Source organism: Hydrogenophaga sp., assembly GCF_030656115.1.
In the GTDB taxonomy this organism is placed as follows: Bacteria; Pseudomonadota; Gammaproteobacteria; order Burkholderiales; family Burkholderiaceae_C; genus Hydrogenophaga.
The window spans coordinates 1-24,549 of the sequence record NZ_JAUSOO010000002.1 but is presented as its reverse complement, the minus strand read 5'-3'; the positions used below and the strand labels follow the sequence as shown (position 1 = coordinate 24,549).

Genomic DNA, 24,549 nt, shown 5'->3' with positions numbered 1-24,549 from the left:
GCGGGTTGAGGTGCCACCCCTTCAAGCGTGGTTGACGATGCCCATCTGGCGCAGGGTGGCGCCCACGGCGTGGACCACCTGGTCGATGTCGTGGGGGGTGATGGCGCCGATGCAGCCCACCCGGAAGGTTTCCACCTGGGTCAGCTTGCCGGGGTACAGGATGAAACCGCGTTCGCGCACGCCTTCGTAGAAGGTTTGAAAGTGCCAGGCCGGGTGCTGCGGTGCATGAAAGGTGACGATGATGGGCGCTTGCACCGCGGGGGCCAGAAACGGCTGCAAGCCCAGGGCCGACATGCCTTGCACCAGGCGCTGGGCGTTGGCGGCGTAGCGGGCGCCGCGTGCCGCTTGGCCGCCTTCTTCTTGAAACTGTTGCAAGGCTTCGGCCAGCGCGGCCACCACATGGGTGGGCGGTGTGAAGCGCCATTGCGTGGTTTTTTGCAGGTAGGCCCACTGGTCGTGCAGGTCCATGGCCAGCGAATGGCATTGGCCCGCGCTGGCCTCCAGGGCGCTGCGCCGCGCCAGCACAAAGCCCATGCCGGGCACCCCTTCCAGGCACTTGCCCGAGGCGGCAATCAGCGCGTCAAAGGGCAGGGCGCGGGCGTCGATGGGCAGGGCGCCGAACGAGCTCATGGCGTCAACGATCAAGGCGCGGCCCTGCGCCGCCACCACCTGGGCGATCTCGGCCAGCGGGTTCAAGATGCCGGTGCCGGTTTCGCAGTGCACCACCGCCACGTGGGTGATGCCGGGGTCGGCCTGCAAAGCGGCTTCGATGGCGGCGGGGTCCATGGGCTGGTCTTCGGCCAGGGGCAGCTCCACCGCATCGCGGCCCAGCACGCCCAGGATGCGCAAGATGCGCGCGCAATACGCGCCGTGGTTGGGCACCAGCACCTTGCCGGTGTGCGGCACCAGCGTGCCCAGCGCGGCTTCCACCGCAAAGGTGCCGCTGCCTTGCAGGGGCACGCACACATGCGTGTCGGCGCCGTGCACGATGTCGAGCAGTTGGCGGCACACGCTGGCGGTGATGCCGTTGAAGCCGGGGTCCCACGAGCCGTGGTCGTGCAGCATGGCCTGCTTGGTGCGCAGGCTGGTGGTCAAAGGGCCGGGGGTGAGCAGCAGCGGGTCTCGGTCAATCAGCGGCATGGTGTGCTGGGTGGTTGCGGTGGGTTGAAGGGGCTTGAAGGGCATGGAATGAGCGGTTCAAGGCGGCTTCAGCGCATGCGCCAGGCTTGGGTGCGGCGGCTGAGCTGCCAGGTCAACAGGCTGTGAACCCCTTTCACGCCCGCCGACGTGGCCACAATCACCACCGCCATGGCGGCTGCGGCGGCGGTGAAACCGGCTTCGTCCATGTGGATGATGGACACGGCGGCCAGCTTGGTGTCGGAGCCGTACAAAAAGATCACCGCCGACACCGTGGTCATGGCGTTGACAAACAGGTAGATGCTGATGTCGAGCACCGCCGGCATGCACACCGGCACCGTGACGCGGGCAAACATGCGACCCAGCGACACCTTGAGCGAGGCCGACACCGCCTCAAATTCGGCGTCCAGCTGTTTCAGGGCCGTGGTGGCGGTGATGTGGCTCACGGTGTAGAAGTGGGCAATGGAGTTGATGACCAAAATGGCCAACGTGCCGTACACAAAGCCCAGCGGGTTGCCCGGTGCGTTGAAGAAAAAGATGTAGGCCAGGCCCAGCACCAGCCCCGGCACCGCCATGGACAGCATGGCCATGAGCTGTGTGGCACTGCGCACCAGGGCAAAGCCGCGTGTTTTCTCCATCACATAGGCGCCCGTGAAAACAATGACGGTGCCCAGCACGGCGGTCCATGCCGCCAGGCTCAGGGAGTTGCGGTAGGCCTGCCAGCCTTCGCTGTCGAAGTTGGAAAACGCGTAGTTCGCCAGCGTCAGCGTCAGGTTGTAGGGCCAGCGCGTGACCAGCGAGGCCCACACCGCCATGCCCAGCATGGCCAGCATGGCGAATGCCAACAGGGCACAAAACAGCCACAAACTGGCGTCGCGCGCGGTGTCGCGCACCGGCACCAGCGGCACCGCGCGGGCGGTGAGCAAGGCCACTTGGCGGTGCTGCACCCAGCGGTCGGCGCCAAACGCCAGCACCGCCGGCAGCAGCAGCACAAAGCCCACCACCGCGCCCATGGCAAAGTTTTGCTGGCCAATCACCTGTTTGAAGATGTCGGTGGCCAGCACGTTGAAGCGCCCGCCGATCACCTTGGCAATGCCAAAGTCCGTAATGGCCAGGGTGAACACCACAAAACCGGCGCTGATGAGGCCGTATTTGCTGCCCGGCAGCGTCACGGTCCAAAAGGTGCGCAGCGGGGACGCGCCCAACACGCGGGCGGCTTCGTAGTGCCGCGCATCGGCCATCGACAGCGCCACCACCAAAATCATCAGCGCATGCGGAAAACAATAAAACACCTGCGAGATGACGATGCCAATCGGCCCGTAAATGGACGCGCCGAACAACCAGTCTTTGAGCAAACCCTGGTTGCCAAACAGGTAGATGAGCGAGATGGCGGGCAACAACGACGGCGCCAAAATGGGAATGAGGGCCAGCGCCTTGAACACGGATTTGCCCGGCATGGCGCTGCGCGTGAGGGCGTAGGCGTACACATAGGCCAGCGGCAGCACCAGCGCGGTGATGAGCGTGGACACCCACAGGCTGTTCCACAACGACTCGGTGAGCGACGGTGTGGCGAAGTAGCTGGCGTAGTTGGCCAGACCCACCCAGGCGCCGTCGGCATCGCGAAAGCTTTTGATCAGCAAGCTGCCCAGCGGCAGCACCAGCGTGACCGCCAGCCACAGCGCCAGCAGCAGCACGCCCAGGCGCATCCACAGGTCGTCGCGGTCCAGCCGCTGCCAGCGCGCGCGCATCAGTTGGCCCGCGCGTGGGCGCCGTACACGCGGATGTGGCGTGCCGGCAGGTCAATCGTCAGGCGGCGCTGCGCGGCCAGGCCCATCTGCAGGGCTTGGGCGGTGGGCACATCGGCCACCAGGGTTTGGCCGTTTTGCGGCAGGTGCATGCTGATGCGGCAGAACGGCCCGAGAAATTCCAGGTGCTGCACCGTGGCGCCCAGCCGGTTGCTGGCCTGCGGCGGGTGTTGGTTGTGGCCGTTGTTGTTGTCGTTGCCGTGCTCCGCTTCGTGGTGCAGCACGATGTCTTCGGGCCGCACCGCCAGCGTCACATCCGTGTCGTGGGCCATGTGCGGCATGTGCTCGCAAGCCAGTTCCAGACCGTGCCAGTTGGCGCGCCCGGGGCCGCTCAGGCGCGCGCGCAGGGGGTTGGTTTTGCCCACAAAGTCGGCCACAAAAGCGCTGCACGGTTGTTGGTAAATGGTTTGTGGCGTGCCCACTTGCTCAATCACGCCGTGGTTCATCACCACAATGCGGTCGGCCAGGCTCAGGGCTTCTTCCTGGTCGTGCGTCACCATGATGGTGGTCACCCCCAGGCGCTGGTGCAACTGGCGCAGCTCGGTGCGCAAATGCGCCCGCACCCGCGCATCCAGGGCGCTCAGGGGTTCGTCCAGCAGCAGCAAGCTGGGCGAGGTGGCCAGCGCCCGCGCCAGGGCCACGCGCTGTTGCATGCCGCCCGAGAGCTGCGCCGGGTATTGGGCGCCCGACTGCGCCAGCCCCACCAGTTCCAGCAAGCCGTTGACACGCTCGGCCACCGCGCTGCGCGCCAGGCCTTTGCCCTTCAGGCCGTAGCCCACGTTGTCTTTCACGTTCAGGTTCGGGAACAACGCATACGACTGGAACACGATGCCAAAGTCGCGCTGCGACGAGGGCAGGCCCGAGATGTCGCGGCCTTTTTGCAAAATCTGCCCGCCGTCTTGCTGCTCCAGCCCGGCAATGATGCGCAGCAGCGTGGTTTTGCCGCAGCCCGACGGGCCCAGAAAGCACAGGAACTCGCCCGCTTCAATGCGCAGCGAAACATCCTTCAAAGCCCAAAAAGCGCCAAAGCGTTTGCCCACGCCGCGCACGTCCAGATACGGTGTTTTCAATTCGGTCACGGCACAGTTCCGCAAAGAAAGGGGCGCTGCGCAGCGCCCCGGTGGCGACCCCGCACGCCCCAAGCGCGCAGGGTCCGATCGACTGTTACTTCGGTGCCGACTTGCCGTCGTAGCGCTTGGTCCACTCGGCCAGAATGCGGGCGCGCTCGGAGCCCATCTTGCCCAGGTCGATCTTCACCATGGCGCTGTCGGCGCTCGGTGGGTAGTTCGGCGGGCTGGGGTTCATGCCGGGGTAGCCGACGATGGCGTAGAACTTGCCGTACATCTCGTAGGCGGGTTTGCTGACCGCAAAGTCGGCCAGCTTTTGGGCCGCGGCCAGGTTCTTGGTGCCCCGCACGATGGCGGTGGCTTCCATGTCCCAGGGGGCGCCTTCTTTGGCCAGGATGATGTCGATGGGTGCGCCAGCGGTCTTTTCCTTGGCGCCGCGCATGTCAAAGCCAATGCCCACCACGCGCTCGCCCTTGGCGGCCTGCACGCAAGGGGCCGAACCGGAATGGGTGTAGACGGCCACGTTGTTGTGCAGCTTGTCCATGAACTCCCAGCCGGCTTTCTCGCCCATGATCTGCAGCCAGGCGTAAACGGCCTGGTAACCCGTGCCCGACGAGGCCGGGTTGGGCATGACGATGGCGTCTTTGTAGACCGGGTTGGTCAGGTCGGCCCACGACGTGGGCTTGGGCATGTTTTTCTTGCCGCCTTCCACCGTGTTGAAGCACATCACGGCCAGCCAGGCGTCCATGCCGGTCCAGGCCATGGGCGTCTTGCTGCTGCGAAAGGCCGGCTTGAGCTGGTCCACGCCATTCGGGCGGTACGGGTGCAGCAAACCCATGGTGTCGAACAAGGCCACGCTGGAAGCACCCAGGCCCCAGATCACGTCGGCGCGTGGGTTGTCTTTTTCGGCCAGCACGCGGGCGGTGATGATGCCGGTGGAGTCGCGCACCCAGGCAATTTCCACATCGGGGTGGGCCGCTTCAAAGGCTTGTTTGTACGGGCCGAGCTGGTCGTTTTCCAGTGCGGTGTAAACGGACAAACGCGTCTTTTGCGCCATGGCGGGCAGGGTCAGCAAGGCGGCCATCGCGCCAACCAGCGCGGTTTTTAGCAGGGTTTTCAGCTTCATGGGGGCTCCGTGGAAGAACGATCAAACAAACCGGACGTTGCGGGCCGCCACGCAAAAAATGTTCACAGCCAGCACAACGCTGCCCAGCTTATGGCGGGTATGTGTCAGATTGTTGACAATCGACAATATAAAAATTTCTTTAGAATCCACGCCATTCGAGCCGCACATGAACACCACCTTCCCATCCGCCCCTGAAAACGCTCTGGCCCTGCTGCAGAGCACATCGCTCACCCGTCTGGTGGTCGAGTCCATGGAAGAGATGATCCTGGGAGGTGAACTGGCGCCCGGCAGCAAGCTCAACGAGACCTCGCTGGCGCAGCGCTTTGGCATTTCGCGCGGGCCGCTGCGCGAGGCGCTGCGCATGCTGGAGGAGTCGGGCCTGATCCGGCAAGAAAAAAACCGGGGCGCCCAGGTGCGCAAAATCGCCTTGTCCGAGGCCGCTGACATCTACGACGTGCGCGCCGGGCTGGACGCCGCCGCTGGCCGCTTGCTGGCCGAGCGCATCACGCCCGAACAGCTCAAAACCCTGCGCGACATGACCGCCGCCATGCGCGAGGTGCAAAGCGGCGACGTGGACCGGTTCCACGAACTGAACCTGGGCTTTCACGACGCCATCGTGGGCATGACGGGCAACCCCGTGTTGATCGACCAGTACCGCCGCCTGACCCGGTTGCTGGCGCTGTTTCGCCGCCGCAACCTGCTCGCCCCCATGGCCATTCCGCATTTCGCCGAAGAACACAGCGCCATCGTCGACCTGCTGGAGGCGCGCAACGCCGCGGGCGCCGCCGAGGCCTTGTTTGCCCACGCCCGGGGCGGGCGCCAGCGCATGCTGCAGGGCGGCGAATGGGCCGGAGCACCCCATGAAGGCTGAACCGGACCGCAGCGAGGGCGACATCAACCTGGGCGACCGCCGCACCGCCTGGCAGGCGCAGCACATCGACCCCGCCACCCGGGCCCTGCTGGACGAAGATGCGCGCTGGTTTTTGCACCAGTCCATGTCCACCCCCTGCCTGAACGCGCTGGACGCCGCGCAAGGTGCCTGGCTGACCGACACCGCCGGGCGCCGCATTCTGGACTTTCACGGCAACAGCCTGCACCAGATTGGCTACGGCCACCCGGCGGTGCTGGCCGCCATGCGGGAAACGCTGGACACCCTGCCGTTTTGCCCGCGCCGCTACACCAACCGCCCGGCGGTGGAGCTGGCGCGCCGCCTGTGCCAGGCCGCCCATATGCAAGGCGCGCGCCTGCTGTTGGCGCCCGGCGGCACGGCGGCCATGGGCATGGCGCTCAAGCTGGCGCGGCTGGCCACGGGCCGGTTCAAAACCGTGTCGATGTGGGACGCATTCCATGGCGCCTCGCTCGACGCCATTTCCATCGGCGGCGAAGCGGTGTTTCGCCGGGGCATGGGGCCGCTGTTGCCCGGCAGCGAACACGTGCCGCCCTGCGACCCCGGCGCCTGCGTGTTCGGCTGCGCCGGGCGCTGCGCCTTGCGCTGTGTGGACTACATCGACTACGTGCTGAAAAAAGAAGGCGACGTGGCGGCGGTGATTGTGGAAACCGTGCGCTGCACCGATGTGCAGGTGCCACCGTTGGACTACTACCGCCGCCTGCGCCAGATCTGCGACCGCCACGGCGCGCTGCTGATCCTGGACGAAATCCCGATTGCCCTGGGCCGCACCGGCCACCTGTTTGCCATTGAGCGCTACGGCATTGAGCCCGACATGGTCGTCATCGGCAAAGGCCTGGGCGGAGGCAGCATGCCGCTGGCCGCACTCATCGCCCGTGAGGGCCTGAACCTGGGCCAGCACATCTCGCTGGGCCACTACACCCACGAAAAAAACCCGCTGGCCTGCGCGGCTGCGCTGGCCGTTCTGGACGTCATCGAGCAAGAAGACCTGCTGGCGCGCAGCCGCCGCCTGGGTCAAGAAGTCCTGAACCGTTTGCGCAGCTTGACCGCCGACCTGCCCGCGGTCAAAGAGGTGCGCGGCGCCGGTTTGCTGATCGGCATTGAACTGCACGACGCCGACCTGGCCGAGGCGGTGCTGTACCGCTGCCTGAGCGCCGGGCTGTCGTTCAAGGTGGGCCAAGGCCAGGTGCTGGTGCTGGCCCCGCCGCTGAACGTGGAAGAGGCCGATTTGTGGTGGGCGCTCGACTGCATCGCCCAAGCCCTGCAAGAAGGCCCAGGTGCTTGAGCCGGGCAGCAACATGGGCAGCGGCGTGGTGCTGGCCGTGCTGGCCGCCGCGCTGATGCACGCCAGCTGGAACGCGCTGATTCGCGGCGCGCCCGACAAGCGCCAGTACACCATCCTGATGCACACCTGCGCCGCCGCGCTGGCCGCCGTGGGCCTGTGTTTCACCGGTTGGCCCAGTGGGGACAGTGCGCCTTTTATTGCGGCATCGGCCCTGTTGCACTGGGCCTACATTGCCCTGCTCATGCGCATTTACGACGGCGGACAGCTTGCCGTGGGCTATGTGGCCATGCGCGGTTTGGCGCCGTTGCTGGTGGCTTTGGTGTCGGTGTTTGTGCTGAACGAGTCGCTGTCTGCGTGGGCCTGGCTGGGCGTGGCCGCCATTTTGGCGGGCGTGCTCACCATCGCCGCGTTCAGTGGCCAGCCACTGGCGCTGCTGGTGCGCCACCGCTCGGGCCGGGCCGCTTTGCTCAACGCGGGGCTGATTGCGGCCTACACCTTGTTGGACGGGCAGGGCGTGCGCCTATCGGGCAACCCGCTGGCCTATGTGTTCACCCTGGTGCTGCTGGACCCGCTGGTGGTGCTGACCCTGCAGCTGCGCCGCAACCCCGCCGCCCTGCTGGCCTACGCCCGCCGGCACTGGGCCCTGGGTTTTCTGGGCGCCAGCATTTCCACCGGCGCTTACGGCATCGTGCTCTGGGCCATGACCCAAGCGCCCATTGCCGTGGTGGCCGCGCTGCGCGAAAGCTCGGTGGTGTTTGCCGTGCTCATTGGCAGCCTGTGGTTCAAGGAAGGGCGCTTGAAGCCGGGTTTGCTGGCGGCCCTCAGCGTGGCGCTGGGTGTGATGTTGCTCAAGGGCTGATCCAACCCCGAAGCCAACGTTCGCCCTTGCACCCGCTGGCGGGCCCGCTGGCCCCGTTTCCTGGAGGCCTTCACACCAACAGGGCGGCTGCAAAAAAGGTTCCGCAGACGCATCCCAGTGCCAGACCCGCCAGCACATCGAGCGGGAAATGCGCGCCCACATACACGCGTGCCCAGCCGGTTGCCACCAGGATGGCCGCCATGCCGGCCAACGCAGGGCTGGAAGGCATGTGCAGCAGCATGAAACCGAAGACGGTTCCCATCACGGTGGCGTGGGTGCTGGGAAACCCCGAGCGATGGCTGTGCTGGAGGTGGTTTGGGCTCAAACCTTCCATGAAGGGCCGACCGAACCCCATGCGCCGTGAAAGGCGTTTGCTGGCAACCTGTACCAAGCCGGCCGCCAGCAGGCATTGCGCCAATACCCACAGCCCCGCACCGTTGTTTTGCCCGACGCTCAGCATCAGGCCCACCAACGGTACCCAGCTCCAGCGGGCCACGGCTTTGGCCACTGCCAGTGCGATGGGCTGGGGGCGGTGCCCCGCACCCAGCCAGGCGAACAACCGCCGATCCAGCCGCTGCCAACGCGACAGAGGCGCAACCGTGGGGGTGGGTTGTTCCAGCGTCTGCATACGCCTTACGGCAGCACCGTGCCGCCGACCGTGGTCACCTTCTGGTGCGCGTAGTTGGCCGCAGCCGGGCGGCTGATGCTGCCCTGCGCCAGCACATAGTCCACAAAGGTCTGGGTGTAGAGCAGGTAGTTGTTGACGTAGTTGCCGGTGGCGTAGACGGTGCCGAAGGTGGTGTAGCCGTCTTTGCCGCTGGCAATGAAGTCGTTGGTGGCCACGGTGTAGGTGCGGGCGGGCTCAATGGCGCTCCAGACGCCGGTGGCGCGGTTGCGCACCTGCACATTGCTGAAGCGGCTGCCTTTGGCCTTGCTCATGTCCAGGTCCCAGCGCAGCGCGGCGGCGTAGGGGTGCGAGCCATTGGATTGCGCGCTGTCCAGGTGGTTGGACACCGCGTCTTCCAGCACATTCACGATCTGCTGGCCCGTCATGGGCAACTCCACCAGCACGTTGGTGAAGGGCAGCAGGGTGAAGGCCGTGTTCATGCTCAGCGTGCCGGCGGGCACGGGAATGCGCACGCCACCGGCGTTCTGAATCGCCACGTCCGCTGCCAGGCTACCGGCCAAAAAGGCCTCGGCCACCACCTGCGCGGCGTCGCTGCCGCGTGCCAGCGTGTTGGCGGTTTCGCAGCCGGCCGTGCCCGCCGAGCGGTTGGTGCTCTCACCGGGCACGCGCACCAGGCACAAGGCCTCGGTTGCCGTGCCAATGGTTTCGGCCTTCTTGGCCGTCACCTGGCTGGAGAAGCCCGCCAGCGTGAGCGCGGCCACGGTTTCGGGCTCCACCACCCGCACCGTGGGCACGCTGGCCAGCGACTGGATGATCTGCAGCCGGGTGGCATCGTCCACCGCCACAAACGTGCCTTTGTCGTCTTTGCGTTTGAAGCTGGAGCCCACCAGCAGCGAGGCCTGGCCCGTGCAGCTGTCCACCTCGCCTTGGGTGTTGAAGTTGAGGTTCAGCTCGCCCAGGGCTTTGCTGTATTCCCAGGCCTGCACCACGCACACGAGCTTGCCGTCTTTGTTGGTGACGCGGGTGGGGTATTCGCCCGAGCTGCTCAGGCCCAGGGCCGTGAAGTCGCCCAGGAGCGAATGCGAGTCGCCGCCCACGATGGCGTCCACGTCGGTCAGTTGCGCTGCCAGTGCCTTGTCGGCCTCATAGCCCTGGTGCGTGAGCAGCACGATGTGGCGAATGCCCTGCGCCTTCAGTTCGTCGATGGTGCGCTGGGCCGCGGTGGCCTCGTCTTCAAACACGGTGGTGTTCAGCGGGCGCGACGAGTTGGTGGTCTTGCCCTTGATGTCGATGCCGATGACGGCGATCTTCACGCCGTTGACGGTTTTGAGGGTGTAGGGCTGCAGGTAGCCGCTGGCCAGCGGTGTGCCGGCTTGCGGCTTCACGTTGGCGGCCAGCACCGGCGTCTGGCAGCTGCCGCTGCGCAGGAAGTCCAGAAACTTTTTCAGGCCCGCATCGCCATCGTCAAACTCGTGGTTGCCCAGGGCAAAGGCGTCGAAGCAGACGCTGTTCATCATGGCGGCATCGGCTTCGCCTTTGAACAAGGTGTAGTACAGCGAGCCGGTGATGGCATCGCCCGCGTGCAGTTTGATCACGTCCGAGCGGTTGGCGTAGCGCTGAAAGGCGGTGGTGACCCGGGGGAAACCGCCCAGATCCACTTGTGTGGCCACGCCACCCAGCACCAATTCGGTGTTGGCGAAGGCATCCAACTGAGAATGGTGGTCGTTGACGTGGGCCAGTGTCACGCTCACCGCAGCAAAGCTGGGTTCTGCGGCGGGCACAGGGTCGGAGCCGCCACAGGCGCTCAGGGTGGCCGCCATCAGCAACGAGATCAGGGCCGAGGGAAAGGTTCGGTGCAGCAGGGTCATGGCGCAAGGAGGTTTTGTGGACAAGAACCCTATGCTGCGGACCTTGTGTGTAAAGCCGTTGACAGAACGGTGAAGAAAAAAAGCGGCCCGAGGGCCGCTTGAAGCCAGCCTGCGAAGGCCGGCATCTCCGAGTTGTCCTGAGTTGTCCTGGCTTGGGCTGGGTTCAGGTGCCGATCACGCCGCCGTCGTTTTTGGTGATGACGATGGTGGCCGAGCGTGGGCGCTGGCCGGCGCCGTAGCCGGCGTTGGCGGGCCATTGGCTTTCAAACTTGGCCGGGTTGTTCACATCGGCCATGGCGGTGTTTTCGCCCGCGTGCTGCACGTTCACAAAGATCGCACGGCCGTCCGGCGTTTCGGTGATGCCCGTGATTTCGGCACCGCGTGGGCCCACCAGGAAGCGCTTGAGGGTGGCCGGGGACGGCGGCTTGCCCACATGGGTGGTGACGGTTTTGTCACCGTAGGCCAAGGTCTTCGTGCTGCCGTCACCGCGTTGGCCGGGCAGGGCCGCCAGCAGCATGCAGTTGGTCTTGTCGGTGTAGGCGCCGTCGTCGGTCTGGATCCAGCACACGCCGGTGGCCGGGCTGAACACCAGGCCGTCGGGCGAAGACAGGTCGTTCTCGTCGGTCAGGTTCGACAAATTCACGGTGGCTTTGTCAGCGCCCGCCTCGGAGGCGAACAGGTAGATGTCCCAGCGGAAGGCGGCGTCGGTCGGTTTGCTGTGCGAGAGGCGCACGATGTGGCCGTTGACGTTGCCCTTTTGCTCTTTGCTGCCCTTCAGGTCGGTGTACACACGCGGGTTGGCGCTGTCGGCGGTGGCCACGGTGCGGTTGCTGTTGTTGGTCAGCGTGATGTAGACCTCGCCGTTTTTCGGGTTCACACCGGCCCACTCGGGGCGGTCCATCTTGGTGGCGGCCACGGCGTCGGCGGCCAGGCGGGTGAAGATCGCCACGTCGGCGTCGCTCTTGAATTCAAAGTACGAGCTGTTGGCGATCACCGGGTTCTTCATCGACAGCTCGACCCATTCGCCCGTGCCATCTTCCTTGAAGCGGGCCACAAACAGCGTGCCCTTGTCGAGGTACTTGTCACCCGCGGCCAGGCGGTTGGCGCCTTGGGCGTCTTTCGGGTCCCACTTCGCGTTAGAAACGAACTTGTAGATGTACTCGCCGCGCGCGTCGTCGCCCATGTAAGCCACCACCGGCTGGTCAGCGACCACGCGGTCGAAGGTCACGTTTTCATGGCCCATGCGGCCCAGCGCGGTGCGCTTGACCAGTTGGGCGCCGGTGTTGTACGGGTCCAGCTCCACGATGTAGCCGAACGTGTTCATTTCGTTGCGGTAGTCGTCTTGGGCCCTGGCCCCCAGAGCGCTGTTGTTCCAGCGGGCGTAGGTGTCGGCGCTGCCACCCGATTCCCAGCCGTGGCGGCTGGCGGCACCGGCTTTGCGACCGTAGCGGTTCAGGGCTTGCACCTGTTTGTCTTTTTTGCGCGTGTCGTCGTCCTTGGCGTCGCGGTGGAAATAGCCAAACCAGTTTTCTTCGCCGCTCACGAAGGTGCCCCAGGGCGTGCGCCCGGTGCCGCAGTTGTTCAGCGTGCCACGGGCGCGGGTGCCGTCTGGGCTGTACCGTGTGACCAGGTGTTCGCTGCCTTTGGCGGGGCCGCTCAGCGCCACGTCGGTCATGGTGGTGACGCGGCGGTTGAAGGCAGACGCGGGTTTGTAAGCCCACTTCTTGCCATCGGTTTGCACCTCCACCACCGATATGCCGTGAATCATCAGTTCTTTGTCGATCTCCGACGCGGGGCGGGGCAGGGTGGCGGTGCCGCCGTTGGCGTGAATGAAAAAGGAGGCGCGTTTTTCGTCGGTCGTGGCTTCGTGGTTCATGGCCAGCAGACCGCGCGAGGCAAAGCGGTCCGAGGGTTGGCCGCTGGCGTCCAGGCCGAACCATTCAATGCCGTCGTGGTGGTCACCGGCGCGGGCGCCCCATTCGGTGTCGGTGCCGTCGTTTTTGAAGGCAGGTGTGTTACCGGTCAGCGGATCGCCCAGCGCGTAAATCACCTGCGCGGTGTAGCCCTCGGGCACGCTGACGCGGTCGGCGGTGGTTTTGGCCACCGGCTTGAAGCCCAACTGCTGGACCGTGCTGCCCGCTTGGCCCGTGGTGGCGCAGCCGGTGAGGGCGGTGGCGCCCAGGGCAGCGCCGGCCATGCCCGCGCCCTTGAACAGGCTGCGGCGGTTCAGGCGGGTTTCAAGCACCTGCACAAAGGCCGGGTTGCTGCTGGTGTTGGAGTCTTCTTCGTTGAAGTCGGTGGCAAGTCGCGTGGTGTCGTGGTGCATGGTTTTGCGATGGCGGTTGCTGGTCCGGTCAGTGTCGGGTTGTGCCATGAAATTTTCGTGACAGCCCAAAGGCAAAAAAGACGGGTCAGCGAAATGCTGCCCGTCTCAAGGTTTTTATTTTTGTTGCGGCGACAGGCCCGCTGATTTTGTCAGCGGGCCTGTGCGCTGGCCTTAACTACCGATGCGGCCGCCGTCGTTTTTGGTGATCACGATGGTGGCCGAGCGTGGCCGCTTGCCTGCGCCGTAGCCTGCGTTGCTGGGCCACTGGCTGGTGTATTTCGTCGCGTCGGCAATGTCGGCCTGGGCCGTGGTTTCCCCCGGGTGCTGGACGTTGATGAACATCGCTTTGCCGTCAGGCGTCTCACACAGTCCCGTGATCTCGCAGGCCTTGGGGCCCACCAGGAAGCGCTTGAGGTTGTCGGCACCCGGGGCTTTGCCCACATAGGTGTCCACTGTCAGCGTGCCGGCGGTGGCGGCGTAGGTCAGTGTTTTCTTGGCGCCGTCGCCCACGGTGCCGGGCAGCGCCGCAACCATCATGCAGTTGCTGACGTCGGTGTAGGCGCCGTCGTCGGTCTGGATCCACATGATGCCGGTGGCCGGGCTGAACACCAGGCCGTCGGGGCTGGAGAAGTCCTGGTCGTCGGTCAGACTGGACAGGTTGACCGTGCCCGGTGCCGCGCTGGATTCGGCGCCGAACACGTACACGTCCCAGCTGAAGCCGGTGGCGGCGTTGCCCACGGTGCCTTCTTTCACACGCAGCACATGGCCGTTCGGGTTGCCGTTCTGCGTGCTGGTGCCGTTCTTGATGTCCGCGTACACGCGCGGGTTGGCGCTGTCGGGGGGCATGGTGGCGGAGTTGACCGCGCGGTTGCTGTTGTTGGTCAGTGTGAAGTAGATCTCGCCATTGGCCACGTTGGTGGAACACCATTCCGGGCGGTCCATCTTGGTGGCGCCCACGGCGTCGGCAGCCAGGCGGGCATTCACCAACACATCGGCCTGGTCGGCGAAGTCGTAGGTCGCGAAGTTGGCAATCAGCGTGTTGCTGATGGACAGTTCGATCCAGTCGCCTGTGCCGTCGCTGTTGAACTTGGCGGCGTAGAGCTTGCCAGCGTCCAGGTAGGTGTCGCCGGTGGTGATGCGGTCGGTCGGGTTGGCATCGGCGGCCACCCAGGTTTTGGTGGACACGAACTTGTAGATGTACTCGCCGCGCGAGTCGTCACCCATGTAGACGGCCAGCGGCTGACCGACCACGAGCTTCCCGAAGGCCGCGCTTTCGTGGGCGAAGCGGCCCAGAGCGGTGCGCTTGCGGGCGGTCTTGGTCTTGTCGTAGGCATCAATCTCGACGATGTAGCCGAAGGTGTTGATTTCGTTGCGGTAGTCGTCGGTGGCCGCGCCCGTGCCTTGGCTGATGTCCCAGCGGGCGTATTTGTCGGCGGTGCCAGCCGATTCCCAGCCGTGGCGGCTACCCGATCCTGCATTGCGGCCGTAGCGCTTGAGGGCCACCACGCTCTTGGCGGTGGCGCCACCGCGGGTCGTGTCGTCGGTGGCGCTGCGGGTGAAGTAGCCCGCCCAGTTTTCTTCGCCGGTCAGGAAGGTGCCCCAGGGCGTTTTGCCGGTGCCGCAGTTGTTCAGCGTGCCGCGGGTCTTGGTGCCGTCGTTGGAATACTTGGTCACCATCAAGGAGTTACCGCGTGCTGGGCCGGTGAGCTGGATGTTTTCGCTCAAAGACGTCAGGCGGAAGTTGAACGCCGAAGCGGGTACGGTGGCCCACTTGCCGCTGGTGCTTTTCACTTCAACCACCGAGATGCCGTGGATGGCCGTTTCCTTGTCCACTTCGCTGGCCGGACGCGGCAGCGTGGTGGTGCCGCCGTCGGCGTGCAGAAAGAACGAGCTGCGGGTTTCGTCGGTCGTGGCTTCGTGGTTCATGGCCAGCAGGCCACGGTCGGTGGAGGTGAGCGACGGCTTGCCCGCAGTGTCCAGACCAAACCACTCCATGCCATCGTGGTGGTCGCCCGCGCGGTTCTCAAAGTCGGTGTCGGTGCCGTCGTTTTTATAGGCTGGGGTGGTGGCGGTGAGCGGATCGCCCAGGGCGTAGAGGACGCTGGTGGAGTAACCGGGGGGAACCACCACCACATCGGCCAAGCTCTTGGCCACAGCATCAAAGCCCAGCAGGGTTTCTGTGGGTGTCACGGGTGTGATGACAGCGTCGTCACCGCCACCGCAGGCGGTCAGGGCCACGCCACCCAGCATGGCGGTGCCCACGGTGCCGACGCTGCCTCGCAGCAGGCCACGGCGGCTCAGGCGTGCGGACAGCACGGCGTCGAAACTGGGGTTGGAAGACTGGTTGGAGTCTTCGTCCATCTTCAGGCTGGTTTGCAGGTCAACGGGGGTTCGAGCGTTCATGGACGGTCTCATGGCTGGGTTGAAAACACCCAGTCTCGCTACCGTCTGTGACACAGGCATGAAGCCTGCATGAAGTTTCCGCGACGCCCTGCGCGGTCATTCCGGCGGGCTCAGCGCAACGGCACCGTCATCGCCGGGTGCAGCCGCCCCGGCTGGTCTTCCATGTAGCCTTTGCCGTCTTTCACACCGGGTTTGCCGGCAATCTGCCAGGCGGTGCGCTGGCCGATCAGGCGGGCGAGAAATTCGAGTTCCTCGTCGGTGTGGTTGATGGCGTTCGCAGGCCGCAGAAAGCGCCCGTTGCGGGCCGCAGGCTCGCCCCAGAACGACTGGTGGTAACTGGCCTCCGACAAAGCCCGCTGGCCGCCGCCCGCCGTCACGTCCACCGTGCCGTAGCAATTGCAGAAGTAGGTGCGCCCACCCTGGTCGTCCATGATTTCGGTGTACACCCCCGTGCCGCGAATACCGGCGGTGAGTGTGGGCGTGACGATGGCGCGGTTGGCGCCGCGCCCGAACACACTGACCACCGCACCCGTCAGCAAGCGCAGCAGGCTCACCGTGTTCAGCGTTGCGCCGCGCTCCACCGTGAGGCGCGAGTTTTGTCGCACATGAAAAGCGGCATTGCCCACCACGAACACCAGGCGCGAGGCGGGGCCGGTGGCAATCTCGTCGCCGGTCTGAATGTTCTGTTGCGGCACCATGCGCTGACCGTTCAGCGCAATGTCGCCCACGAACTCCACCACGTTGCTGCGCTGCTGGGCCAGGGCCATGGGCATGCCGCCCATGGCCACCCAGGCGGCAGCGGCCTTGAGGGTGTCGCGGCGCTGAAACCACGTCACTTCGTCTTCGCTGCGGCCTTGCAAGGTGTGTTGGGTCATGCGCATTCTCCAGAGGCAGATTCAAACAAAGCGATCAGGCCGCGGCATCGGCCAGTTCGGGCGGCTCGCCCGTGTCGAAACTGTCGCGAAAGGTGAAGTAAATCGAGGTGTGGAACATCGACGCCATGAACAGCACCATGGGGTACATGATCAGGTTCAGTGCGCTCGCTCCGCCCAACATGGCGCCCAGCAAGCTCATCACCAGCCCCATCAGCATGAACACGCCCACCCAGCCCAGGGTGTAGACCAGCATGGCGCCCTTGTTGCGCCAGCACGCCATGGCGCTGAAAAACAGGCTTTTGCCCGGGCTCACGCCGTGCCAGTGCACCAGCGCCGGCGCGTGCCAAAAGGCCATGAGCACCGGCACATAAGCCAGCATGGCCACCCACATACCCTGGCTCATAAAGGCCGAGCGCATGGCCTCGGGCGTGACCTCGCCGTCGGTCAGCGCCACCGGCGTGCCGCCCGCAGGCCCCAGCAAAGCCGCCAGGCCCAGCACCAGCAGCAGCGCACCGGCGTACAGGCCGCCCAAGACAAGCATGGGGCGTGTGCGGTCTGCGCCCGAACGAAAGGCCGTGAGCAGCGTCACCGGCATGGGAAACCGCCCCGCCACCGCTTCGCGGCTCGCCGCCATCAGGCCCAGTGTTGCAGCGGGCACCAGCCCCAGCGAAATGGCGGTGCCAATGAACGGCACCACCGACAGCAACGACACCACCGCCATGAACATGAAGAACAGGCCCGACATGGCCAGCGGCTGGCGGAAGAAGGTTTTGACCCCCAGCTTGACCCAGGACAGGCCGGTACTTGCGGGGACGATTTGGAGTTTCATGGAAGAGGGTGCACAGGTTGAGGCCGTCTCAGTGCGCCGGGCAGGGCGCATCGAGCAGGGACGTTGAAAGGTGTTCGGCGTGGCGCACCCGGTGGCGCAGCACGCGTTCAAAATGCGCCGGGTCGTGTGCCTGCAGCATGGCGGCTTCGCGCGGCAGATGCAAGTCCCACAGCCGCGAGATCCAGAAGCGCAGCGCCCCCGCGCGCAGCATGGCGCCCAGCAGGCTGCGCTCGGCCGCCGTCAAGGGGCGCACCGCCTGGTAAGCGGCCAGAAACGCCTGCGCCCGTTCGGCGTGGTGGGCGCCATCGGTGTCGTCGCTGCTGTGTGTCACACACCAGTCGTTCAGGCACACGGCAATGTCAAACAAAAAGCTGTCGCAGCCGGCAAAGTAAAAGTCAAAAAAGCCGGTGAGCTCCTCGCCGTCAAACATCACGTTGTCGCGAAACAGGTCGGCGTGAATGGGCCCACGCGGCAAGGCCGCATACGCCGGGCTGGCCGCCACATGGTTCTGAAAAGCCAGCTCAGAGCGGATCAACGCGGCCTGCGCTGCGCTCAAAAACGGCAGCACCACCGGCACCGTCTCGTTCCACCACGGCAGGCCGCGCAGGTTGGGCTGGCTCATGGCGAAATCGCGCCCGGCCAGGTGCATGCGGGCCAGCATGGCGCCCACGGCGCGGCAGTGGCTCGCGGCCGGCTGCAGTTGGCTTTTGCCGCGCAGCTTGTCCACCACCGCCGCCGGTTTGCCCTGCACGCGGTGCAAGATGGCGCCCTTGGCGGTGGCGGCCGGGTTGGGCACGGCAATGCCTTGGCCCGCCAGGTGCTTCATCAGGTGCAGGTAAAACGGCAGTTGATCAAAGCCCAGGCGCTCAAACAGCGTGAGCACGTGCTCCAGCACCACGCCATCGCGTTCGCTGGTCACGAAATAGTTGGTGTTCTCAATACCGCCCTTGATGCCCTGCAGCTGGGTGAGTTGGCCCAGGTTCAGGGTGCGCAGCAGGGCTGCGGCTTCGTCGAACGGGACTTCGGTGTAAACGGCCATGTGAAAGAGCGGAAGGGGGTTCAGAAACTCAGGATGCGCCAGCTGCTGCGCCCGGCGTTGCCGGCGGGCTGGCTCGCGCTGTCCAGGCCGGTGGGCTGCCCCTGGCCGGTTTGTATGTGGTAGGCGGGTGCACCGTTTTTGGGTTGCACGTCGATGCGCTGCGTTTGTCCACCCACACGCAACTCGTCAATGCGCGAGAGCGCGTCTTCGTGCGTGATGCGCTCGGGGTGCGGCGCCATCGGCAGTGTGACGGGCGTCTCGGGCGGTGTGGTGGGTGTCTGGGCCGCAGCATTCAGGGCCAGCCACAGGGTGGGAAACGTCAACAGACGCAAAGTCAAGTGCATGCCCAATTGTAGGCAAGCCGGCCCGGCGCCAGCGCCGCCATCCCCCACAATGGCGCCATGTCCGAAGAACCCACGCCCCACACCCCGCCCAGCGCCGCGGCCGATGCCGCCCGCCGCCCCACCTTGCTGCTGGTCGACGGCTCCAGCTACCTCTACCGCGCCTTCTTTGCCGGCGGTGAATCCATGAGCACCACCCTGCCCGACGGCACGGTGTACAAGACCGGCGCCATCCGCATCATGATCAACATGATGCAAAAGCTGCTGAAAGACTTTCCCTCGGTGTACGGTGCCTGTGTGTTCGACGCCAAAGGCCCCACCTTTCGCGACGCCATCTACCCCGAATACAAGGCCCAGCGCAGCCCCATGCCGGACGACCTGCGCAGCCAGATCGCACCCATCCACGAGGTGGTTCGCCTCATGGGCTGGCCGGTGCTGGACGTGCCTGGCGTGGAAGCCGACGACGTGATCGGCACCCTGGCCGTCATCGCCGCCCAGCAGGGCATCGAGGTCGTCATCTCCAGCGGCGACAAAGACCTGGCGCAGCTGGTGAGCGAGCACATCGCCATCATCGACACCATGAGCGGCAAGGTGCGCGACCTGGCCGGTGTGGAGGCCGAGTTCGGCGTGCCTGCGCGGCTCATGGTGGACTACCAGATGCTGGTGGGCGACACGGTGGACAACGTGCCCGGCGTGCACAAGGTGGGCCCCAAGACCGCCGTCAAGCTGCTGCAGGAATACGGCTCTGTGGACGCCCTCATGGCCCAGGCCGACCAGGTCAAGGGCGCCGTGGGCGAGAACCTGCGCAAAGCCCTGGACTGGCTGCCCACCGGCCGCCAATTGCTCACCATCAAGACCGACTGCGACCTGAACGGCTGGGTGCCCGACCTGCCGGCGCTCGACGCCATCCGCCTCGGCAAGCCGCAAACCGCGCCGCTCAAAACCTTTTACGAAACCTATGGCTTCAAAGGCCTGGCGCAGTCGCTGGGGTCTTCGTCCCCTCGCCCCGCAGCCGAACTGGGGTCTTCACTCCCTCGCCCCTCTGGGGAGAGGGCTGGGGTGAGGGGCTCCCCCACCCACGACCTCTTCTCAGAACCCGACGACACGCCACCCCCCACAGCGGACAACGCCCAACCCCCCGCCGTCCAGTACGAAACCATCCTCACCTGGGAAGCCTTCCACGCCTGGCTGGCCCGCCTGCAAGCCGCCGAGCTGGTGGCCGTGGACACCGAAACCACCTCGCTCGACGACATGCGCGCCGAGATCGTCGGCATCAGCTTCAGCGTGGTGCCCGGCCAGGCCGCCTACATTCCGCTGCGCCACGCCGGGCCCGACGCGCCCGAGCAACTGCCGTTCGACGAGGCGCTGGCCCAGCTCAAACCCTGGCTGGAAAACCCGGCCCACCACAAACTCGGCCAACACATCAAATACGACCGCCACGTCTTCGCCAACCACGGCATTGAAGTGCAGGGCTACACGCACGACACCATGCTGCAAAGCTATGTGTTGGAAGTGCACAAGCCCCACGGCCTGGCCAGCCTGGCCCAGCGCCACCTGGGCCGCAGCGGCATTGCCTACGAAGACCTGTGCGGCAAAGGCGCCCACCAAATCCCGTTTGCCCAGGTGGACGTGCCCAAAGCCGCCGAATATTCGTGCGAAGACAGCGACCAGACGCTGGACGTGCACCGCGTGCTGTGGCCGCAACTGCAGGCCGACGCCAAGCTGCGCTTCATTTACGAGCTGGAAATTGCCAGCAGCGAAGCGCTGTACCGCATTGAACGCAACGGCGTGCTGATCGACGCGCCCACGCTGGCCAAACAAAGCCACGACATCGGCTCGCGCATCCACGCGCTGGAGCAAGAGGCGTATGAGATTGCGGGCCAACCGTTCAACCTGAGCAGCCCGAAGCAACTGGGCGAAATCTTCTTCGACAAACTCGGTCTGCCCGTCATCAAGAAAACCGCCACCGGCGCCCGCAGCACCGACGAAGAGGTGCTGGAAAAGCTGGCCGAAGACTACCCGCTGCCCGCCAAAATTCTGGAGCACCGGGGCCTGTCCAAACTCAAAGGCACCTACACCGACAAACTCGCCCAACTGGCCCACCCGCGCACCGGCCGCGTGCACACCCACTACGCGCAGGCCGTGGCCGTCACAGGGCGCCTGTCCAGCAACGACCCCAACCTGCAGAACATCCCCATCCGCACGCCCGAAGGCCGCAAAGTGCGCGAAGCCTTCGTGGCCCCCGTCGGCAGCGTCATTGCCAGCGCCGACTATTCACAAATCGAGCTGCGCATCATGGCCCACATCAGCGGCGACGCGGCCCTGCTCAAAGCCTTCCACGAAGGCATCGACGTGCACCGTGCCACCGCCGCCGAGGTGTTTGGCCTGGAGCCCGCCCAAGTCAGCAGCGAGCAGCGCCGCTACGCCAAGGTCATCAACTTCGGCCTCATCTACGGCATGAGCGCCTTCGGCCTGGCCAAAGCCCTGGCCATCGACAACACCGCCGCCAAAAACTACATCACCCGCTATTTCGACCGCTTCGCCGGCGTCAAGCAGTACATGGACGACACCAAAGAACAAGCCAAAGCCCAGGGCTATGTGGAAACCGTGTTCGGCCGGCGCCTGTACCTGCCCGAAATCAACAGCCCCAACGGCCAGCGCCGCAGCGGCGCCGAGCGCGCCGCCATCAACGCCCCCATGCAAGGCACCGCCGCCGACCTCATCAAACTCAGCATGGTGGCGGTGCAAAAAGCGCTGGACGAGCAGGGCAGGGGCACCAAGATGATCATGCAGGTGCACGACGAACTGGTGTTTGAGGTGCCGGAGGCGGAGGTGGACTGGCTGAAAACCGAGATACCGCGCCTCATGGCTGGTGTGGCCGCGCTCAAAGTGCCGCTGCTGGCCGAGGTGGGCGTGGGGGCGAACTGGGACCAGGCGCACTGAGGGAGCGAGGCAGATCACCACATCATCGCGGACAAACCAGAGCGGCCATCAGGTCGCCACCGCACAGGGAGGACGATGCATGAACAAGACCGACCGGATTTACCACCTCGCCGCGTTTCTGCGCACGCGCAGGCGCACCACGCTGGCCGAATTGCAGGCCGAGACCGGCGCATCACGCGCCACCCTCATGCGCGATCTGGCCTGGCTGCGCAATGGACTGAACCACCCCATTCATTGGGACAGAGAAGCCCAGTGCTACCACTGGCGCGCTTCTGGCCAAGCGGAAGACGCTCCCGAAGAGCTGGCCGGTTTGTGGTTCAAACCGTCTGAGGTGCTGGCGCTGCTCACGCTGGAACACCTGCTGCGGGAAATTCAGCCCGGCGACCTGATGCAGCGCCACCTGCAGCCACTGGAACAACGGCTGAAAAAAATACTGCGTCAATCGGGTCTGGACAGCGCCGCCGAGCGGCAACTCAGCGAGCGCATCCGCGTCATCGGCCTTGGGCAGCGCCAGGTGCCACCGCAAAGTTTCGAGACCGTGGGCCTGGCGCTGAGCCAGCGCCGCCGCCTGGCCATGCAATACCAGGCGCGCGGAACAGGTGAACACAGCGAACGCACCGTGTCACCCCAGCGCCTGGTGTATTACCGCAGCAACTGGCTGCTGGACGCGTGGTGCCACAAGCGCAACGAACTGCGCAGCTTCAGCCTGGACGCCATCCGCCACCCCGTGGTTTTGGACGAGCCCGCCATCAATGTGGACACCGAAGAACTGAACCAGACCCTGGGCAACGGCTACGGCATCTTCAGTGGCAAGGCCGTGCAATGGGCCAGCCTGCGCTTCACACCCGAGCGCGCCCGCTGGGTGGCCGCCGAGCAGTGGCACCCCGAGCAGAAAGGCGAATGGGACGCCCAAGGCCATTGGGTGCTGCAAATTCCCTACAGCGACGACCGCGAACTGGTGATGGACATCCTGCGGCACACGCCGGAGGTGGAGGTGCTGGCGCCGCCAGCGCTGCGGGCGGCTGTGGTGAAAAAAATGCGGGAGGGCCTGAAACGCTTGGGGGATGTCGCATGAATTGAGATCGAATGGTTTGACACTCCACCAACCAGCAAATCAGCGTTGAACAACTCAACGTTTTCAGGGGGAAAAATCTTGTCAGAACCACAGGCACAGACGGATAGGAATTTGTTGGCGTCGAATGTCGCATGGGGAAAGCTGTCGCGGGACAAGGCGGGTCAGTTGACGGGCATGCATCCTTTGCTCGATCACATGACCGATGTGGCGGCCTGCTTTTTGGCACTGGCCGAATGCGCCGCCATTCGCAGATCTTTGGAAAAAACGGCAGGTCGAGAACTCGACGCAACCGATTTACAGCGACTGGCCGTGCTGGTCTTTCTGCACGATGTAGGTAAAGCCAATGCGGGGTTTCAGGCGCGGCGCTGGCAGGCTCCAGACAGTCCACCGGCCTACTGGACGGCGCGCTCGCCCTCGGGCCATGGCCCGGAAGGGTGGGCCTTGATTTCAGGCGGTGTCAACAACGGCGAGCACTATGCAGCGGGTCTGCCCATTGCAGAAATCGTGATGTGGGGCGAAGAGGCTGTGACCCAATTGCTACACGCCAGCATCAGCCACCACGGACGACCACTGGGTGAAGACCCCGCCATGCAAGCCGCAGAGCGCATCTGGCAACCGGTTCGCAACCCAAGCGGCACCGTGGTTTACGACCCCGCAGCCACCATGGCCCACATGGGGGAGCGCCTGCAACACAGTTACCCGCTGGCTTTTGCCACCTGTCACCGCCCATTGCCAGACCAGCCCGCGTTTGCACACCTGTTCGCCGGGTTGGTTCAATTGGCCGACTGGCTGGGCTCAGACACCCGCGACGGGTTTTTCCCTTACACCTCACCGGGCGAAAACCGCGTGAAAACTGCACCTAAAAATGCAGCGTATGCCGTGCAAACCATTGGCCTGGACGCCATGCCGTGGCGCACGGAATTGCTCACCGCGCCACCCACTTTCAGCGTTGCATTTGGTGTACCCACTGCCCGCCACATGCAAACCGCTGCCGCAGATTTGGCGCTGGAAAACACCGTGGTTCTTGAGGCAGAAACGGGCAGTGGCAAAACCGAGGCGGCACTTTGGCGCTTTGTCCAACTGTTCCAAGCGGGCCGTGTTGACAGCCTTTACTTTGCACTGCCCACACGCGTAGCGGCCTCGCAGCTGTACCAGCGTGTTTTTGACATGGTCAAGAAACTCTGGCCGATCCATGCGCCTGTTGTGGTGCGTGCATTGCCGGGCGACGAAGCTGCCGACGATCAACTCAAAATCCGCTTGCCCGACTTTGAAGTGCAGTGGCCCGACCATCCCGCTGACGCCAAGGCCCACCAACGCTGGGTGGCAGAAAACCCCAAGCGGTTTTTAGCGGCCACCATCGCCGTGGGCACCATCGACCAAGCCTTGCTCGGCGCGCTCAAGCTGCGTCACGCCCACATGCGCCATGCCTTGCTGGCCCGTAGCCTGTTGGTTGTTGACGAAATTCATGCGTCTGATGCCTACATGGCCGTGTTGCTCGAAAAGTTGCTGCAAGCACACCTCAAAACAGGCGGTCAGGCCATGCTGCTCTCCGCCACGCTGGGTGCCACAGCGCGTACGCGCTATCTCAACATAGGCTGCTCAAAACAAGTTGAAGTGTCTACGCTGTTACAGGCCTGCGCAGTGCCTTATCCCGCTGTGAGTTCCCGCAATGCCGCTGGCATTCAGTTGCAACCGGTTGCGGGCAACCCGCAACACAAAACGGTTCATTGGACGACCTGCGACGCCATGGACGACCCCGTGCGCGTTGCTACGTTGGCGGCAGACGCCGCAGCGCAAGGCGCACGCGTGCTGGTGGTGCGCAATACCGTGACAAACGCTGTCGCCACTTTGAAGGCACTGGAAGCACTGGCACAGCAGTGGGATCAGACCGCGAATCGACCCGACAACTGGTTGTTCAAAGTCAACGGCGTCAGCACCGTTCACCACAGCCGGTACAGCCGACAAGACCGCCGCTTGTTTGATCAAGCGGTTGAAACCCAACTGGGCAAAGTGCGCAAAGACGTTGGCGGGCGCGT

General features: G+C 65.0%; 18 protein-coding genes. 6 read left to right on the top strand and 12 right to left on the bottom strand.

Annotated elements, in window-relative coordinates; genetic code table 11:
- Positions 1 to 21: 21 nt before the first annotated feature.
- From Q7J58_RS00100 to Q7J58_RS00085, 4 genes are all read right to left on the bottom strand, one after another.
- Positions 22 to 1,140, bottom strand: coding sequence for a 2-aminoethylphosphonate--pyruvate transaminase (locus Q7J58_RS00100; protein ID WP_304821704.1), 1,119 nt, complete (start codon positions 1,138 to 1,140; stop codon positions 22 to 24).
- 68 nt (positions 1,141 to 1,208) lie between these two features.
- Entirely contained in the window at positions 1,209 to 2,885 is a 1,677-nt protein-coding gene (locus tag Q7J58_RS00095) for a putative 2-aminoethylphosphonate ABC transporter permease subunit (RefSeq protein WP_304821645.1), read from the bottom strand.
- The gene (locus tag Q7J58_RS00090; protein WP_304821701.1) at positions 2,885 to 4,012 is read right to left on the bottom strand and encodes a putative 2-aminoethylphosphonate ABC transporter ATP-binding protein; all 1,128 of its coding nucleotides are present in this window, start codon (positions 4,010 to 4,012) and stop codon (positions 2,885 to 2,887) included. Before Q7J58_RS00090 ends, Q7J58_RS00095 begins: the two co-directional genes overlap by 1 nt.
- 94 nt (positions 4,013 to 4,106) lie before the next feature.
- Complete coding sequence (locus tag Q7J58_RS00085) at positions 4,107 to 5,135, bottom strand: putative 2-aminoethylphosphonate ABC transporter substrate-binding protein (protein ID WP_304821642.1); 1,029 nt, start codon at positions 5,133 to 5,135, stop codon at positions 4,107 to 4,109.
- Between the two features lie 166 nt (positions 5,136 to 5,301).
- Here Q7J58_RS00085 and Q7J58_RS00080 point away from each other — a divergent pair, with 166 nt between their 5' ends.
- Genes Q7J58_RS00080 through Q7J58_RS00070 form a run of 3 tightly spaced genes read left to right on the top strand, consistent with a single transcriptional unit; the run spans position 5,302 to position 8,186 of the window.
- Complete coding sequence (locus Q7J58_RS00080) at positions 5,302 to 6,006, top strand: FCD domain-containing protein (RefSeq protein WP_304821639.1); 705 nt, start codon at positions 5,302 to 5,304, stop codon at positions 6,004 to 6,006.
- Positions 5,996 to 7,327: an aspartate aminotransferase family protein gene (locus Q7J58_RS00075; protein WP_304821636.1), complete on the top strand. Its 1,332-nt coding sequence runs from the start codon at positions 5,996 to 5,998 to the stop codon at positions 7,325 to 7,327. Before Q7J58_RS00080 ends, Q7J58_RS00075 begins: the two co-directional genes overlap by 11 nt.
- A complete protein-coding gene (locus Q7J58_RS00070) occupies positions 7,320 to 8,186 on the top strand; it encodes a hypothetical protein (protein WP_304821634.1) in 867 nt (288 codons plus the stop codon). Before Q7J58_RS00075 ends, Q7J58_RS00070 begins: the two co-directional genes overlap by 8 nt.
- Before the next feature lie 70 nt (positions 8,187 to 8,256).
- Here Q7J58_RS00070 and Q7J58_RS00065 read toward each other — a convergent pair whose 3' ends face one another.
- The 8 genes from Q7J58_RS00065 to Q7J58_RS00030 all read right to left on the bottom strand — a co-directional run bounded on the left by Q7J58_RS00065 (position 8,257) and on the right by Q7J58_RS00030 (position 18,498).
- Positions 8,257 to 8,814, bottom strand: coding sequence for a phosphatase PAP2 family protein (locus Q7J58_RS00065; protein ID WP_304821631.1), 558 nt, complete (start codon positions 8,812 to 8,814; stop codon positions 8,257 to 8,259).
- Positions 8,815 to 8,819: 5 nt separating this feature from the next.
- Entirely contained in the window at positions 8,820 to 10,682 is a 1,863-nt protein-coding gene (locus Q7J58_RS00060) for a 5'-nucleotidase C-terminal domain-containing protein (RefSeq protein WP_304821628.1), read from the bottom strand.
- A 163-nt stretch (positions 10,683 to 10,845) separates the two neighbouring features.
- Positions 10,846 to 13,008, bottom strand: a complete 2,163-nt coding sequence (locus tag Q7J58_RS00055; RefSeq protein WP_304821625.1) for a PhoX family phosphatase — start codon at positions 13,006 to 13,008, stop codon at positions 10,846 to 10,848.
- 171 nt (positions 13,009 to 13,179) lie between these two features.
- The gene (locus tag Q7J58_RS00050; protein WP_304821623.1) at positions 13,180 to 15,411 is read right to left on the bottom strand and encodes a PhoX family phosphatase; all 2,232 of its coding nucleotides are present in this window, start codon (positions 15,409 to 15,411) and stop codon (positions 13,180 to 13,182) included.
- Between the two features lie 110 nt (positions 15,412 to 15,521).
- A complete protein-coding gene (locus tag Q7J58_RS00045) occupies positions 15,522 to 16,286 on the bottom strand; it encodes an iron dicitrate transport regulator FecR (RefSeq protein WP_304821620.1) in 765 nt (254 codons plus the stop codon).
- Between the two features lie 34 nt (positions 16,287 to 16,320).
- Complete coding sequence (locus Q7J58_RS00040) at positions 16,321 to 17,115, bottom strand: BPSS1780 family membrane protein (RefSeq protein ID WP_304821616.1); 795 nt, start codon at positions 17,113 to 17,115, stop codon at positions 16,321 to 16,323.
- A gap of 28 nt (positions 17,116 to 17,143) precedes the next feature.
- On the bottom strand, positions 17,144 to 18,154 hold the full coding sequence (locus tag Q7J58_RS00035; protein ID WP_304821613.1) for a homoserine kinase: 1,011 nt from the start codon (positions 18,152 to 18,154) through the stop codon (positions 17,144 to 17,146).
- Between the two features lie 20 nt (positions 18,155 to 18,174).
- Positions 18,175 to 18,498 (bottom strand): hypothetical protein, encoded by a 324-nt coding sequence (locus Q7J58_RS00030; protein WP_304821611.1) that lies wholly within the window; start codon positions 18,496 to 18,498, stop codon positions 18,175 to 18,177.
- A gap of 57 nt (positions 18,499 to 18,555) precedes the next feature.
- Here Q7J58_RS00030 and polA point away from each other — a divergent pair, with 57 nt between their 5' ends.
- The 3 genes from polA to Q7J58_RS00015 form a co-directional block, all read left to right on the top strand.
- Positions 18,556 to 21,438 (top strand): DNA polymerase I, encoded by a 2,883-nt coding sequence (polA, locus tag Q7J58_RS00025; RefSeq protein WP_304821608.1) that lies wholly within the window; start codon positions 18,556 to 18,558, stop codon positions 21,436 to 21,438.
- A gap of 79 nt (positions 21,439 to 21,517) precedes the next feature.
- Positions 21,518 to 22,513, top strand: a complete 996-nt coding sequence (locus tag Q7J58_RS00020) for a WYL domain-containing protein (RefSeq protein WP_304821605.1) — start codon at positions 21,518 to 21,520, stop codon at positions 22,511 to 22,513.
- Between the two features lie 174 nt (positions 22,514 to 22,687).
- Positions 22,688 to 24,549 (top strand): CRISPR-associated endonuclease Cas3'' (locus Q7J58_RS00015; RefSeq protein WP_304821602.1); only part of this gene is annotated, 1,862 nt, incomplete at its 3' end.

Excerpts from the sequence above, each read along its gene's own strand:
- Q7J58_RS00100 (WP_304821704.1), bottom strand. The coding sequence starts at position 1,140 with ATGCCGCTGATTGACCGAGACCCGCTGCTGCTCACCCCCGGCCCTTTG.
- Q7J58_RS00095 (WP_304821645.1), bottom strand. The coding sequence starts at position 2,885 with ATGCGCGCGCGCTGGCAGCGGCTGGACCGCGACGACCTGTGGATGCGC.
- Q7J58_RS00085 (WP_304821642.1), bottom strand. The coding sequence starts at position 5,135 with ATGAAGCTGAAAACCCTGCTAAAAACCGCGCTGGTTGGCGCGATGGCC.
- Q7J58_RS00080 (WP_304821639.1), top strand. The coding sequence starts at position 5,302 with ATGAACACCACCTTCCCATCCGCCCCTGAAAACGCTCTGGCCCTGCTG.
- Q7J58_RS00075 (WP_304821636.1), top strand. The coding sequence starts at position 5,996 with ATGAAGGCTGAACCGGACCGCAGCGAGGGCGACATCAACCTGGGCGAC.
- Q7J58_RS00065 (WP_304821631.1), bottom strand. The coding sequence starts at position 8,814 with ATGCAGACGCTGGAACAACCCACCCCCACGGTTGCGCCTCTGTCGCGT.
- Q7J58_RS00060 (WP_304821628.1), bottom strand. The coding sequence starts at position 10,682 with ATGACCCTGCTGCACCGAACCTTTCCCTCGGCCCTGATCTCGTTGCTG.
- Q7J58_RS00055 (WP_304821625.1), bottom strand. The coding sequence starts at position 13,008 with ATGCACCACGACACCACGCGACTTGCCACCGACTTCAACGAAGAAGAC.
- Q7J58_RS00050 (WP_304821623.1), bottom strand. The coding sequence starts at position 15,411 with ATGAACGCTCGAACCCCCGTTGACCTGCAAACCAGCCTGAAGATGGAC.
- Q7J58_RS00045 (WP_304821620.1), bottom strand. The coding sequence starts at position 16,286 with ATGACCCAACACACCTTGCAAGGCCGCAGCGAAGACGAAGTGACGTGG.
- Q7J58_RS00040 (WP_304821616.1), bottom strand. The coding sequence starts at position 17,115 with ATGAAACTCCAAATCGTCCCCGCAAGTACCGGCCTGTCCTGGGTCAAG.
- Q7J58_RS00035 (WP_304821613.1), bottom strand. The coding sequence starts at position 18,154 with ATGGCCGTTTACACCGAAGTCCCGTTCGACGAAGCCGCAGCCCTGCTG.
- Q7J58_RS00030 (WP_304821611.1), bottom strand. The coding sequence starts at position 18,498 with ATGCACTTGACTTTGCGTCTGTTGACGTTTCCCACCCTGTGGCTGGCC.
- polA (WP_304821608.1), top strand. The coding sequence starts at position 18,556 with ATGTCCGAAGAACCCACGCCCCACACCCCGCCCAGCGCCGCGGCCGAT.
- Q7J58_RS00020 (WP_304821605.1), top strand. The coding sequence starts at position 21,518 with ATGAACAAGACCGACCGGATTTACCACCTCGCCGCGTTTCTGCGCACG.